The 15,616-nt window shown below is 29.5% G+C and carries 10 protein-coding genes and 1 pseudogene; 8 read left to right on the forward strand and 3 right to left on the reverse strand.

Annotated features, from left to right (window positions below):
• Positions 1 to 117: 117 nt before the first annotated feature.
• Complete coding sequence (locus KEC93_RS04080; RefSeq protein ID WP_011968084.1) at positions 118 to 753, reverse strand: flavodoxin family protein; 636 nt, start codon at positions 751 to 753, stop codon at positions 118 to 120.
• Positions 754 to 1,140: 387 nt separating this feature from the next.
• Between KEC93_RS04080 and KEC93_RS04085 the strand changes: the two genes are divergently transcribed.
• The 6 genes from KEC93_RS04085 (at position 1,141) to KEC93_RS04110 (ending at position 10,424) form a co-directional block, all read left to right on the forward strand.
• Positions 1,141 to 1,719 carry a TetR/AcrR family transcriptional regulator gene (locus KEC93_RS04085; RefSeq protein WP_077856505.1) on the forward strand — a complete coding sequence of 193 codons (579 nt, stop codon included), beginning with the start codon at positions 1,141 to 1,143 and terminating at the stop codon, positions 1,717 to 1,719.
• Positions 1,720 to 2,230: 511 nt separating this feature from the next.
• Positions 2,231 to 2,740 (forward strand): QueT transporter family protein, encoded by a 510-nt coding sequence (locus KEC93_RS04090; RefSeq protein WP_077869289.1) that lies wholly within the window; start codon positions 2,231 to 2,233, stop codon positions 2,738 to 2,740.
• Positions 2,741 to 3,104: 364 nt separating this feature from the next.
• Positions 3,105 to 4,319, forward strand: a complete 1,215-nt coding sequence (locus tag KEC93_RS04095) for a dermokine domain-containing protein (RefSeq protein WP_077869288.1) — start codon at positions 3,105 to 3,107, stop codon at positions 4,317 to 4,319.
• A 290-nt stretch (positions 4,320 to 4,609) separates the two neighbouring features.
• Complete coding sequence (gene fliB / locus KEC93_RS04100; protein ID WP_077869287.1) at positions 4,610 to 5,743, forward strand: flagellin lysine-N-methylase; 1,134 nt, start codon at positions 4,610 to 4,612, stop codon at positions 5,741 to 5,743.
• Positions 5,744 to 6,070: 327 nt separating this feature from the next.
• Positions 6,071 to 8,506, forward strand: a complete 2,436-nt coding sequence (locus KEC93_RS04105; protein WP_077869286.1) for a histidine kinase N-terminal 7TM domain-containing diguanylate cyclase — start codon at positions 6,071 to 6,073, stop codon at positions 8,504 to 8,506.
• Between the two features lie 223 nt (positions 8,507 to 8,729).
• Entirely contained in the window at positions 8,730 to 10,424 is a 1,695-nt protein-coding gene (locus KEC93_RS04110; RefSeq protein ID WP_077869285.1) for a WD40/YVTN/BNR-like repeat-containing protein, read from the forward strand.
• A gap of 236 nt (positions 10,425 to 10,660) precedes the next feature.
• On the opposite strand, the gene deoC is transcribed toward KEC93_RS04110, so the two are convergent.
• The gene (gene deoC / locus KEC93_RS04115) at positions 10,661 to 11,365 is read right to left on the reverse strand and encodes a deoxyribose-phosphate aldolase (protein WP_077869284.1); all 705 of its coding nucleotides are present in this window, start codon (positions 11,363 to 11,365) and stop codon (positions 10,661 to 10,663) included.
• Positions 11,366 to 11,663: 298 nt separating this feature from the next.
• Here deoC and KEC93_RS04120 point away from each other — a divergent pair, with 298 nt between their 5' ends.
• Positions 11,664 to 12,509 (forward strand): MurR/RpiR family transcriptional regulator, encoded by an 846-nt coding sequence (locus KEC93_RS04120; protein ID WP_238860742.1) that lies wholly within the window; start codon positions 11,664 to 11,666, stop codon positions 12,507 to 12,509.
• 187 nt (positions 12,510 to 12,696) lie between these two features.
• Here the strand turns inward: KEC93_RS04120 and KEC93_RS04125 are convergent, their stop codons facing one another.
• A complete protein-coding gene (locus tag KEC93_RS04125) occupies positions 12,697 to 13,161 on the reverse strand; it encodes a GreA/GreB family elongation factor (RefSeq protein ID WP_065417145.1) in 465 nt (154 codons plus the stop codon).
• Positions 13,162 to 13,466: 305 nt separating this feature from the next.
• Here KEC93_RS04125 and KEC93_RS04130 point away from each other — a divergent pair.
• Positions 13,467 to 15,605: pseudogene (locus tag KEC93_RS04130) on the forward strand (PTS sugar transporter subunit IIABC).
• Positions 15,606 to 15,616 lie beyond the last annotated feature (11 nt).

Genomic DNA, 15,616 nt, shown 5'->3' on the forward strand with positions numbered 1-15,616 from the left:
TCACTTCCTTAAAATTATATAATACATATAATTGAGCAAAGGTCTAATTTACAAGTAATAAAAATTTCTTATAAATATCAATGCTACAATTATATGAGTGTTAGATTCGATAAAAGTTTATCGAATAAAATTAGTAAAAATCTTTTCTTCTCTTTCAGGAGTTTTTATAACTCCTTGACCATTTTCGATAAGCTTCATAAGCCAGGCCATGTTCTTGCCTAGGATTCTCATAATTTGTTGTCCTTCTTCATCTTGCATTACTTCACCTGGGGCTCTTCCGTTAATTACATTCCAATAGTTTGAAGTAGGAATAATCATTTCAGAATGATTAATATAATTGTTTAATTGATCGAAGGTTGGAATTCCACCTGCACGTCTTACTGCGACTACTGCAATGCCTACTTTAAGTCTTAACATACTATCAGTAGCTTCGGCTACACGAAAAGCCCTATCTAAAAATGATTTCATTGTTCCGGCAATTGCTGAATAGTGTACTGGTGACCCTAAGATTATGCCATCAGCATCTTTCATTTTTTCAATCCACTCGTTAACTGGATCGGTAGCAATGGCACATTTACCATTTTTATTTTTTGTGCAATATCCGCAAGCAATGCAACCTCTTATAGACTTGTTCCCCACATGAATTATTTCTGTTTCTATTCCTTCCTTTTCTAGTTCATCAGTAACTAATTTTATTCCATGATAAGTATTACCTTCTTTATTTGGACTTCCGTTAAATGCTACAACTTTCATTTATTTTTCCTCCTCATAATACATATAATTTGATGAAATTTATAAGATCTATTACTTATTTGTTTTTAATTGAATATTAATAAATATTATTCCCGCCATATATCTTAAAAATTCTTAATAAAATAATAAGGCATTTGATAAAACTGAACGTTTAGTTTATAAATATATATTATACTAAACGTTCAGTATTGTAAATAGTTTTTTGAAGAAATAAAAAAATTATTTTTAAGTCTATTAAAAAGGCATAAGAGGTATAATATCACTAACAATTAAGTCAAATGTTTAAAAGAGATAAATTAGAATTGATAAGTATAATATATATAGTATAATAGACGTATAGTTTACTAAGTATAGGCTATAAGTTAATTACAATGGAGGTAACTACATATGGAGAAAAAGTTAGGACGCCCTCGTAGCGAGAAAACTAAAAATGCAATTCTTTCCGCTGCCTATGATTTATTGCTTGAAAGTGGTTTTGGATCTGTTACAATTGAAAAGATTGCTGAGAAAGCTGGAGTTAGTAAAGCTACTATTTATAAATGGTGGTCCAATAAGGCAGCTGTTGTTATGGATGCTTTTTTTGACGCAGCTGTTGTGAGACTCCCAGTTCCGGATACAGGATCAACTATGGATGATATAATAATTCAAGTAAATAACTTAGCAAATTTTCTAACTAGTCGCGAGGGGAAGGTAATTAATGAGATAATAGCAGAAGGACAATCTGATCAAAAATTAGCTGAAACATACCGAACAGTATATTTTAAGCCTCGTAGACTTGATTCAAGATATATTCTAGAACGTGGTATTTCGAGGGGAGAACTAAAAGAGGATTTAGATATAGAATTAGTTATGGATTTAGTTTTTGGTCCATTATTTTATAGATTATTAATAACAGGTGATATAGTAGATGAGAATTTTATAAGGAATATGGTCATTTGCGCTTTTAATGGTATAACTAAAAGTTAATATTGACGTTAATTTAATTAAGAAAATTCTAATGATGCAGAAATTATTGATACTTTAGTCGGACATATTATGTTTCTTATTAAAATCATAGAAATATAAAATATAGATTTTGTTGAAAGTTCATATTAATTTACTTAGAATAAATCTAATAAATTAATATAGAATATATAGTGGAAAGCTAATGCATAGCTTGTGGTGAGTTCATCTATTTGATATAATCATAAGAGTAAAAAATAACATATAGTCAGTTCGAAAGCCTCCTGACTTAAAATAAAACTACGGTTAAATAATTGATAATAATAAAGATTAAATTAATTTGTGTTAATGGAATCTTTTATTTTTGTTGAGTATATTTATCGTAGGATTTTTCCTGCGATTTTTTTATTTTCTAGGAATCTATATTGAAACAAAATTTGTGGAGATTTTGTTCTTTGAGAGTACGGAAATTATGGGGAAGGTTGATTAAGCAGGTTACCTTTAAAAATATCATTAGTAAAATGGAGGAGTTTATATGAATAATAATAATACAGTGAAAAGGCTAGTTAAAACAGCTATCATAGCCGCACTTTACGCAGTTATAACACTTGTTCTAGCACCAATAAGCTATGGTCCTATACAATTTAGAGTCTCAGAGATAATGGTACTATTAGCATTTTTTGATCCGTTTTATATTGTAGGTCTTACTCTTGGATGTTTTATAGCAAATATTCTTGGACCTAATGGTTTAGCAGATATAATATTTGGTACTTTAGCAACATTTATTAGTGTTTATGCTGTGTCAATTACAGAAAGGTTTGTAAAGAATAAGAAAACATCATTAATAATAGCATCGCTTTGGCCTACTATTTTTAATGGAGTAATAATTGGATGGATGCTTAACTATATTTATCAATTTCCACTTGTACTATCAATTGGGGAAGTTGCAATTGGCGAGTTTGTTGTTGTTACAATAGTTGGTGTACCAATTGTTAGGCTTTTACAAAATAAATATAGCAGTTTTCCTTTATTTTGTAAGAATTAAGAATTAATACTTTTTGCAAAATAGTATATATCAAAAGATATTGCAGTAGAGTTTTTATTGCAATATCTTTTTTTACAAACAGTAATTTTGAAAACGAACTACTAAAACAAATAGCATAGATATTAGAGAAGATAAATAAAAGTAAAAGCACTTTATTAATAATAACAAAAAGTCAATAATAAACATAAATATAGCATATGTAGAATATTTATGAATAGTAATTTAAATGGATTTATAGATTAATCTGTACTGCTATATATGAATTATTGGAGAAATTATAATTAATTTTCAAGTTTGACATGAATATCCCTCTACTCTATAATTTAGTTACACAATTTTTAAAAACAAGGAAGCGAAAATTACTATGATAAGTGTTATCGAAACTGCAATTATAACTATAATAATATCATTTATATCTGGATTACTGTTAGAGTATTATAAAAATCTGGCTCCTAAAATATTATGCAATATAGGAGAAGGTGTACCACTAGAATTAAACAACAAAAAAATATGTGCATATGTTCTTACGGTAAGAAACATATCAAATAAAACAATTCATAAGTTAACCTTAAATATACAAGGGTTACAAAATGATTTGAAAATTGGAGATGCTCAAATAACGAAAGGTTTGAAATTTGATTCTTCAATAGAAGATAACATTTTAGATGTATATATACCTTTCTTAAGTAAAGATGATGAATTTTCAGCTACATTGTATGTGGAAAGTAAGTATGGAGAATATAAAAAGCCTGTTGTAACAATTAGATCACCTGAAAATTTTAAAGAGATACAATCAATTGAGCAAGGAGGAATAATATCCTCATTACTTAACATGCCTAAAAATATAAAGAATTTACTTTGTAATATAACGAAGGATGATAAAGCTTCAACTTCTAATAGAGGGCGCAGATCTACAGTAAATAAAGGACAAACTGCTAAGAAAATAGGTGGTAAAGAAAATAGTACGAGATTTGGTAGAGATAAAAACTCATATAACAATAGAAAGGCGCTAATAGCCATTATATCGCTCATTTTGATTATAAGCATTGGAGGATTAGGCGCATTATATTTTCAGGAGATGTCCACTAATGCAAAAACTTCAGATGAAAAAACTGAAGTTCAGAAGCAATCAACGAGTGAATCGCAGTCAGAAGGCGAACAGACTAAAAATGCAAATGAAAAAACGCCGACAAATGGAAAAAGTAAAAATTCTCCAGTAAAAGTTTCAGGTAATGAAGCAAATAAAGATTCAGGCGCAAAAACATCACAAAATGGAGATACTGGAACACTAGATGCAAAGACACAAGCAGGTGGAGCATCGGGAAATTCAGATATAAAAACATCAACAGATGCAAATAGCCAAAATAATACAGATACAAAAGCACCAACAATTGGTGGAACAAATGGAAGCACAAACTTAAAGTCGCCATCAGGAACATCAAGTGAAAATACGGATGCAAAGGCATCAACAAGTGGAACAAATGGGAATACAGATCAGAAAACTTCTACAGATGGAACTACTAAAAATGTGGATACAAAGTCATCGGCAGGTGGGACAACTGCAAATTCAGGAAATTAGTGTGAAATGTACTTTGTCAGCAGTTAATAGAACAATAATTATTAAAAAATTAACCTCTTCACTATTATACATGAGGATATAATAGTGAAGGGGATTTTTTATATTATATTTTTAGAGTTTTATTTCAGGGTAAAGTAAGAGCATCTTATTTATAAAAGCGTTATATTTAAAGGAAATAGTTTAAAGTGAGAAATAAATGTTAATATTTTATATAAACAGTATACTAAGGATAAGGAATTAAACTATAATGGTTAATGTTAAGTTAATATTATAAAAAACTGGAGATATATATGAATAAAATAGATACCTTAAAAATTTCAAACTATGATAAGTTTAAGTGCACAGCTGATAAGTGTAAATTCACATGTTGTGAAGGATGGGATATTAGTGTAGATGACAATACATATAAGAATTGGAAAAAAGATAAATCTAATAACATTTTAAATAATGTAAAAATAAAAAGATATGAAGGTAAAGATGAGTATTTTATAAATAAGAAAACAAATGAAGCATGTCCGCTTTTAGACAGCCATGGATTATGCAATATAGTAAAAGATCATGGGGAAAATTATTTATCTTTAACATGCCAAATGTTTCCTAGAATAGAGAATATTTTTGAGGATAGAATAGAGCTTTCATTATCATGTTCATGTCCAGAAGTATTAGAGCTTATAGGTAGTGAGACTGGCAAAATAAATATGACTTCAGAAAGTCATAATAATTTAGAAAGTAATGCGTTAGAAATTAAAGTTAGAGAAACCATCATAAACATAATGCAGCAAGAAAATTTCTTGCTAGAAAATAAGCTTATTATTAGCTTTCAAATGCTATCGACTATTTTAGAAAATGAGAATCTTGGAGAACATGCCTTATTAAAAGAATTAGAAAAGTATAAGAATAGTAATTATGTAAAAGAGCTTATTGACATGTATAAGGGAATAAAGATAAACACAAATGACTCAGTTGAGGAAGTCAATAATCTATTTTTAGATATCATAGAGAATTACAAGGAAGTTTCTATTTTTAATATTCTTTTAAAAGATATTGCTAATTTCGCGGAAAATGCTAAAATTAAAAAACTTTCATCTAAATGGAATGATTATAAAAGTTTGTTCGAGCGATATAACGACTTTGTTGAAAATTGCATTATATCTAAAATTTTTAGCAATTGTATCAGTGATGATATAGAAGAGATGATTATTTCATTCCAAATGATTATATTAGAGTATTTATTGTTAAGGTATTCCTTATTCTTAAAATATTGCATGGAAAATAAAATAGATGAGGAAGACATAAAGAATTACACTGTAGCTTTTTCAAGAATAATAGGTAATAATACTGATGCTATGATAGAATTCATTAGGGATGGTTTTGGAGATGATATTTTAGAGATTGGATATTTGTGTTTTATAACTTTAGTTTAATATTACAAGAAATATAAAGATCAGTATTTCCTATACTGATATCATTCTTATTTATATACCACATTAGATTTATATTTAATGTGTTTTATAATTAAACTTATAATCACAAAAGTCTAAATTAGTATAAGATTCAAAGTCGTTACTGAATTTATGAAATTCTGAGAATGGATTATTTTGGGAGACGTAATAATCCAGTGTCAATTTGGTAACACGTTTATAATGACATATATGCCATAATTTTAGAATTAGGTGGCATTATGTTTTATTTTAAATATAAAATTGTAGAATATTACAAGATATATTTAGTATAATGGAGTGTATGAGGTGATGTTTTTGAAGCTAAACATTTTTTTTTGCTTGATACTATTATTATCTGCGCTAACATTAATGTATATAGGATATTCTTCATGGAAAAGAGATAAATCATATGTTTCAATGTCTTTGATTCCTGTATCAATTTATGCATTAGGATATGGATTTGAAATATTATGTACAAGCATCGAAGGAGTAGAATTCTGGATAAAAATAGAATACTTAGGTATTCCATTTATAGCTGTGTTTTGGTTAATGCTTGCACTTAACTTTACAGGATATAAAGATAAATTTAAAAAGAATACTTTAGCATTACTATATATAATACCTTCAATTACATTTATTCTGAATTGTACGAATGATTTTCATCATCTATTCTATAAAGAACTATATATGAATGATACTGGAGTTTTTCCAATAGCAAAGATAATAGAAGGGCCTTGGTATTGGATACATATTGCTTATACATACATTCTAATGATTGCAGGGTTAGTGTTTTTGGTAGCAGCATATTTAAAATCAGCTGCAATTATTAGAAAACAAATTTTACTTATAATAGTTGCATGGGTAATTCCATGGGGGGCGAATATCATTTATATATTGAAGCTGTTACCATTTACTCTTGATTTATCTCCATTTACGCTTTCTTTTTCGGGAATAATTTATAGTTTTGCTATATTAAAATTCAAATTTTTGGAGCTTACCCCAATAGCGTTAAACAAGGTATTTTCCAGTATGCTAGAAGGTGTTATAATATTGGATTCTGAAAATAATATAGTGAATTTTAATGATTCAGCAAAAAATATTATTTTAGAGTTAAGAGACCTAGGTAAAGGAGAGCATAAGATTGATGAAGTATTTAGGAAATATAAAACATTATTAAATGTTATAAAGAATGGTTCCAGTAATGAAAGCTTGATTAGTATAAGTTATGAAGAACAGCTAAAATATTATAAGATAAATATTAATAATATATCTGAGAATAATGGTAAGATAGTTGGTAAAATACTAATTTTAACAGATATTACTGAGATTGAAGTGCAAAGAAAAAAAGTATATGATAATGCGAAATTTCTTCAAACACTTATTGATGCTATTCCTAATCCTATATATTCTAAGGATGAATTTGGATTATATAATCATTGTAATGCAGCATTTACAGAATTTTTAGGAATGAGTAAAGAAGAATTTTTGGGAAGTACCGTTTATAATATTTTCGAAAAGGAACTAGCGGAGATTTATAGTAATTCAGATAAGAATATAATGAGTCAAAAGCAATCCCAAGCCTATGAAGAAAGGCTTACACATAAAGATGGCACATATCATGATGTAATCTTTAATAAATCAGTTGTTGTAAATGAAGATGATGATGTTAAAGGATTAGTTGGCGTTATAATAGACACTACTGAACAAAAAAAGAGCAAGGAAAAGATAAGTAAATTATTAAAATTAAAAGAGTCTATGCTGAAAATAGGGTACTCGATTAACGAGATATCTAATATTAATAATTTACTGCAATTAATATTGGACGAAGTCATTAATTGTATAGATAGCAGAAGTTGTGGATCGGTGCTGCTTTTAGATAAAGACAAAAGTTTAAAAATAGCTGTGGCTAAAGGCTATAACTTAGAGGATATTAAAACATTTGAATTAAAGTACGAAGAGCACTTTGCATGGGCTAATGAGAGAAATAAGGTAGATACAACAACTATTTTCAATGATATTCATAGAATAGAAAATATAAAAATGCTAGATACGGCAGAGGGAATGAAAATAAAATCTATTATTAGTTCACCTATTATTATAGATGGTGAATTATATGGATTTTTGAATATTGATAGTATCTACAATAATTGTTTTAATGAAGGCGATTTGGAATTAATGGAATACATGAGAAATCAAGTTTCGGTTGCAATTACTAATCATAAACTTCATGAGAGAACTTTATATTTATCTAGATATGATAAATTAACTAATGTATGTAACAGAACGTGGTTTGAACAATTAATTCACAGTGAAATTTATAATGAAGATATGAATATAGAAGAATTTTTCCTTGTAGTTTTTGACTTAAATGATTTAAAGCTTGTTAATGATAACCATGGCCACTTGGCTGGGGACGAATTAATTAAGGAATTTTCAAAAGGCTTAAATGCTTTGGCTGGAGAGGGCGATATTATAGGAAGATTTGGTGGAGATGAATTTGTAGGAATCTTTTTGAATTCAGATTTAGTAAGTTTAACTAATAAGCTTGAAGAACTGATTAGAAAGTTTAAAGATTGCCCACTAGTATTTGAAGGAAACAAAATTGTTTGTAGTTATAGCTATGGTATTGCTAACTTCCCAAGAGAAGGAATTGAATTTGATGAATTAATAAAGAGAGCTGATAGACGTATGTATGAGTATAAGCGAAAAGTAAAAAGTAAAAGAGCATTATTAATAGGTGTATAATAAAAATGACCAATGATTCTTAAATATGAATCATTGGTCATTTTTAATTTTTCATATGTAGATTAATATGGGAGTGAGTGATAATGCCCATAAATCTAAATAATAATTAGATTTTATATGGACCATTTCAGTTGTAAATTAGATATAAAAAGTAGAACAATACAAATAATTGGGAATTTGCTGTATAATTTATATATACTAATAAAAAAGCAAGGAGGTTAAAATGAAAAAATACAGGCAGATTATAAGAAGAAGTATATTTTTATCAATGATGTCTAACCTAATATTTGTATTTATATATTGTATTTCGCTTTATGAGTTATATACGCTTTCTAGGTTTGGAAGATTTCATAATAATACTATTATATTGTTTGGATGTATAACATTCATTTTAGTGTGGCTTACATATGTAATAATAAAAAGTGTAAAAAAGCCTATAAGTGTGCCGCAACAGATTATAGAAAAATATAAGTTTAATGAAAGCAATATAAAAGTTTTACAAGAAGATGGACTAGAGATAGATTTTCGAGATATAAAGTCATTTAGAATAAATAGAAAATATGTTGTTATAACACTTAGAAACAGAGACATATTAGTTTTAAGTATGATAGATAGAACAGATGAAGAAATAGGCGTAATAAAGAAGAGCTTGAATGAGGGAAAGATTTTTAAATCAAATTATAAAACTATATGGATTTATATAGCTATGATAGTTATAGCTACTGCAACATTATTTTACGGAGCAAAAATATATAATGATACAATAAGCTATAACGGAAAACTTTCGTGGTTTTTAAGTGATTTAAAAAACAAAAAGACAGTAAAGTTTGAACATAACAATATATATGAAAATGGAATAGAAGGTATTTTCGCAGACATTAATAAAGAAATTCATATGCCAGATAAATTGTATGTTTCAAGTAACTTTAATTTTAATTTTAATTCGGATGGAACAATCACGTCTTTTGATACATATCTTTATGGAAAAGATAATAAGGGTAAGTTAGAAAGTTATTTGATAAGTTATAATAATGACAAATCAGATAAAATAACAATATATTTAAATGGGCAGGTAGATGCTGATTATAATGAAGATAAATTGTTAGAGCCATTGCTAAGTACCATGAAGGCTATCCCACTTAAGGATACAGTGAGCAAATGGAATGAAAATAAATATGGGATTATTTATTACGGTAACCGAAGTTTTGGATATAATACTGATGGAATTACTTATATTAATCCAGAAGGGAGCACAAAAGCAGCTTCAAAGGCCTCTTCAGAGATAATAGGTTATGCTGTTTCAGTATTCGTACCTGGTAAAGAAAAAATATATACTCCGTATAGATATATTTTAACAGAAGATTTAAATAACATTAAGACGCATACACCTTTAAAAGAAGACAAAGATAAAAGTATTTCTCAAAAATCAAATAATCAGGATGAATTTTATATGTCTGATCAAGTTGGTTATAGGCTAGAAGTGACTGGAGCTGCAGCTGGAAGCAGATCGTACTCTTTGAAGAGCACAATTGATGGGGGAAATACATGGACAATTGTAAATGAAGATCCTTTTGCAGGGAAAACAGGAGTGGCAGCTGGAATAAGTTTTTTGAATGATAAACTTGGTTTTTTATGTTTATCTCATAGTGGTGGCAGTAATGGAGAATTATATCGCACCGAGGATGGCGGTGTATATTATAAAAAAGTAAGTTTTCCAGAGAGAAAAGTAACACTGGATAATGGGGAAAAATATAATCCTTTCGATTTGCCAGATATGCCTTATGAGCAAGACGGGATCCTCAATGTTTTAATAGGTCAAGGATCTGATGGAGATTATAATGGGGGATGCAAGGCTTTGTATGAATCAAAAGATGAAGGGGTAACATGGCAATATGTAAAAGAAGTTGATAATAAGTGATTTTGAGTTTTTAATTCCAGTAAATCAATTAAAATTGCAGAAGAGTGAGTTTGGTAAAAATAAAGGTAAAAATCCTTATAATTAATGACAACTAGAAATCTAGATAATTTGGTTTTAAAATAGGAATGTGATGGATTAATATGTATATAAATTATTCATTACATTCCTATTTTATATATTTCTATGATGAGTTATAGCTTTAGTTTCAATAATAACCGAGCTATTTATTATTTTCATTATGAAAGACCTAAGACAACAGGAGTAGATTTATATCCTATCCCAATTCTATCAATTCCCATATCAATCAATTTTAGAAAGTGCTCTCTTGTCTTTATGGCACCTGAGGCTTTAATTTTACATCGATCCTTCGCAGTATCCATTATTATTTTTATGGTTTCAGGTTTAGCACCTTTGCTGGCAAATCCTGTTAGGAAATTAGTTGATGTCTTAATAAAATCAACACCAGCTGAAATAGCGACTTCCGTAGATTTTTTTATCTGATCTAAAGTTAGAGCATCAGTTTCAAAAATTGCATTTACAAGAATATCATAATCGTGACACACATCAACGACAGCTTTTATATCAGCCTCCACTGAGTGCCATAAATTACTTCGTGTCCAGCCACAATTTGCAACTATATCAAGTTCATCAATTCCTTGCTTACAGCATTCTTCTGCTTGTAGAATTTTTGAGGATGTTGCTGATGTACCAAAAGGAAAATCACATACAACACATATCCCAGTTTGAGTTTCAGCTGTTAACTCTTTAGCAATATTTATTGAGGATGGATAGACACAAACTGTTTTGCATTTATAATCTACACCTTTTTGAATATACTTTCTAATTTGATCTAAAGTAAATTCAGGCTTCAGAACTGACTGATCAATGTAAGCTCCTAATTCTTCTATAGTCATTTCAGCAGCTTTTTTTGTTGGTATCATAATTTCCGATAATACCTATTTAGTATTTAATATTCTTATGTAGTAATTATACAATATTGAATATTATTTAGGTATTCCTCCTTTTGAATATATTATAATGTAGCTTTACTACAATGTCAATTGATATAATGTAGTAAAACTATTTACAATATAAAAGAAGTATCTTAAAATAGTATTAATGAAATATTGAATTTGTAGTTTTACTACATTAGTGTAATATATATTTAAGGAAAACTGCAAAACAAAGGATGTGGATGAATTGAACCATACTGAGTCTTACGAATATAAAATAAAAAATATGTATAATTTACTGAGATCATCTGAAAAAAAAGTAGCCGATTATGTATTATTAAACGGACATTCTGTTTCTACAATGACTTTAGCAGAGCTTTCTCGTCAAGTAGGGGTGAGTGAGCCAACAATTATACGTTTTGTAAAAAGTATAGGGTGTAGTGGATATAGTGAATTTAAGATGGCATTAATGAAAGAGTGGGGAAGGGAATCTGTAGATAAGCAGTACGATTCCAAATTACTGGTAGAACTTCACATTGATAGAGATGAAAAAATAGAAGATGTGCCAGTGAAGATGATTGGACTTACTATAAAGGCTTTGGAAGATACTTTAAAAATAATTGATATTGATAAATATAAAAAGGCAATAGAAATGATTAGAAGCTCAAATATCATTGATGTTTACGGTGTGGGGAATTCGGGAAGTGTTGCTAGTGATATTAGAAATAAATTTTTACGTATAGGATTAGAATGCAGAGCATACTCTGATAGTAATATACAGCAAATCTGTGCAAGTCATCTAACAAGTAATGACCTTGCCATTGGTGTATCCCATTCAGGAAGCACAATAGATACTGTAAATGCTTTAAAAATAGCAAAAGAGTCTGGAGCAAGAACTATTGCATTAACAAATTTTAAAGCACCAGCCATTTCTGAATATGCAGACATAACATTTTTTACTGGTGGTGAAGAAACTACATTTTATAGTGAGACAATGGTTTCTCGCATATCGCAGTTAGCTATTGTGGATATGCTTTATATGGGAATTTTGCTAGATGATTATGATTTATATACTAAACGCCTTGAAAAAATTAATCTTTTACTTAAAGAAAAGAATTATACAAAGAAATAGAAAATATAAATTTTCATAACTAGATCAGTAAAAATAGTGCATATAACAAAGAAAAAGCTTCTTTGTTATATGCACTATTTTCTATTATATGATTATATTTTAGCAAAGATTTTGATTAATCACCAATTTAGCTAGGGGATTCAAAATATGCATCATATGAATATTTAAAACTAATATCTAATAGGTATTATAATACTTCGAGTATTTCAACTGAATATTTTTCACCTGGAGCATTGACTTCAACAATATCACCAGCTTTATTCCCGGATAATGCTTTACCTAAGTCTGATTCAATACTTATAATCATATTTTCTGGATCGAGATCCATAGTTGTTACTAGTGTTACAACAACTTCATCATCATCTTCGACAAACCTAATTCTAGCTTTGCTATTAATTCCTAGTACTGATTTATCTATACTATCATCATTTATTACCGTTGCAGTTGAAATCATAGTTAATAGATACTGGATTCTATTATCATTTTCTCTATAGTTTCTGCAAGCCTCTTTATATTCAGCATTTTCTGATCTATCTCCGTGAGCAGCAGCTACTAATTTTTCTTTTGCTATTTCAGCTCTTTTAACTGTCATCCTATAATCTAATTCTTCTCTTAACTTTTTAATATTTTCTTCAGTTAGAATATTATTCATAAGAAAGCTGACCTCCTAAAATATATTATGAGAATATTATATAATATATATGAAGAAAAGTTAAACCACTAATACCTTTTATTTTTTTATTAAAATGCCCGCGATAATATTTTATGAAAACATTGACATGCAGTTATAGATATGCTAGAGTGAAAAATGTGATATAGTATGTGACTGGTAGGTAGGCATTAACTATACATAAATATTTATTGAAGATGTTTATGTTGGTTAATGTTTTTTTGCACACAAAAGAGATAATAAGGCATTCATAATGTGCAAAAATAATCCTATGAAGGAGAAGAATTATGAAAGACAAAGTTTTTGGCGTTTTGCAACGTGTAGGAAGATCTTTTATGCTTCCAATTGCTATTTTACCAGTAGCAGGTTTATTTTTAGGTATAGGTGATTCATTCACTAATAAAACAATGCTTGATACGTATGGACTTACAGGTTTAATTGGACCTGGCACATTTGTCAATGAACTTCTTTCAGTAATGAATGATGCAGGAAACATTGTGTTTGAAAATTTGCCTTTAATATTTGCAATAGGGGTTGCAATAGGCATGTCTAAGAAAGAAAGAGAAGTTGCAGCGTTAGCAGCAGGAATTGCATTTCTTATAATGCATGCATCAATTGGTGCCATGATTAAAATTCATGGTGGAACAGAAGCTCTTTTAAGTGGCGCATCAACTGAAGTACTTGGTATAATTTCATTACAAATGGGTGTTTTCGGTGGGATTATCGTAGGGCTTGGTACAGCAGCATTGCATAATAGGTATTATAAAATTGAATTACCACAAGTATTATCGTTTTTTGGTGGAACTAGATTTGTTCCTATTATAAGTTCAATTGTCTATTTAATAGTTGGAATTTTAATGTTTTATATTTGGCCTCCAGTTCAAGGTGCCATTTACAAAGTTGGAAATATAGTGCTTGCATCAAGTTATGCAGGGACGTGGGTTTATGGTTTGATGGAACGGCTACTAATACCTTTTGGGCTTCATCACGTATTTTATTTGCCATTCTGGCAAACAGCCGTTGGAGGTACAGCTCAAGTAGGAGACAAAGTTATTGAAGGTGCTCAAAATATTTTTTTTGCAGAACTAGGAACGCCAGGAATAACGCATTTCAGTGTTTCTGCAACAAGATTTATGTCGGGTAAATTTCCGCTTATGATATTTGGTTTGCCAGGAGCAGCGCTAGCAATGTATAAATGTGCTAAGCCAGAAAAGAGAAAAGCAGTAGGTGGGTTATTACTATCAGCAGCATTAACGTCAATGCTCACTGGTATAACAGAACCAATTGAATTCACATTTCTATTTGTAGCACCAGTATTATATGGAATTCACTGTGTGCTTGCTGGACTTGCTTATATGTTAATGCATATGTTAGGTGTTGGCGTAGGTATGACCTTCTCAGGTGGATTTATTGATTTATTCTTATTTGGTATTTTACAAGGAAATGCTAAAACAAGCTGGATACTGATTGTTATTGTAGGAATCGTATATTTTGTAGTATACTATTTATTGTTCACCTTCTTAATTAAGAAGCTTGATTTAAAGACTCCAGGTCGTGAAGATTCTGGTGAAGTTAAGCTTTATACTAGAAGTGATTTAGAAGCAAAGAAAAATGATCAAAATGAAAACGCAGACGAACTTTCGGTCATGATATGCAGAGGTCTCGGAGGAAAGAACAATATTTCTGATGTTGATTGCTGTGTAACTAGACTGCGTTGCACTGTACATAACTCTGAATTGGTGAATGAAGGTTTGTTAAAACAAACTGGAGCATCGGGGATATTTCACAAAGGCGTAGGAGTCCAAATAATGTATGGGCCAAGAGTAACTGTTATAAAATCAAATTTAGAAGATTACTTAGTTACAGCACCAGATAAAGAAGATACTGGTTATGCAATAATAAAAAAAGAATCAGAGAAAGACACTGAAAAAGGTATTGAAAAAAAGGTTCAAGGAAAAGTTAGAAGTACAGTGATTTTAAATAGTCCATTAACAGGTGAAGCAAAAGATTTATCCGAAGTACCAGATGAAGTATTTGCGAGCAGGATAATGGGAGATGGAGCTGTGGTTGTCCCAAGTGATGGAAATGTTATAGCTCCGGCAGATGGAGTAATAAGTTTTGTATTCCCATCAAAACATGCATTGGGATTAACAACAACTGATTGACTTGAATTACTTATTCATATAGGAATAGATACAGTAAAGCTTGATAAAAAAGCCTTTGAAACTTATGTGGAAGAGGGAGATAAAGTACAAGCTGGAGATAAAATATTAAGCTTTGACTTAGAATTTATAAAAAATAATGCACCATCTATTGCATCACCATGCATATGCACTGCATTGAATAGCAATCAAAAGGTGCGTCTATTAAAAACTGGAGATATAAAAGCCGGAGAAGCTTTAATTGCAGTTGATGCATTTGAATAATATATAAGGGA

The sequence above is a fragment of the Clostridium beijerinckii genome, from assembly GCF_018223745.1.
Taxonomy (GTDB): Bacteria; Bacillota; Clostridia; order Clostridiales; family Clostridiaceae; genus Clostridium; species Clostridium beijerinckii.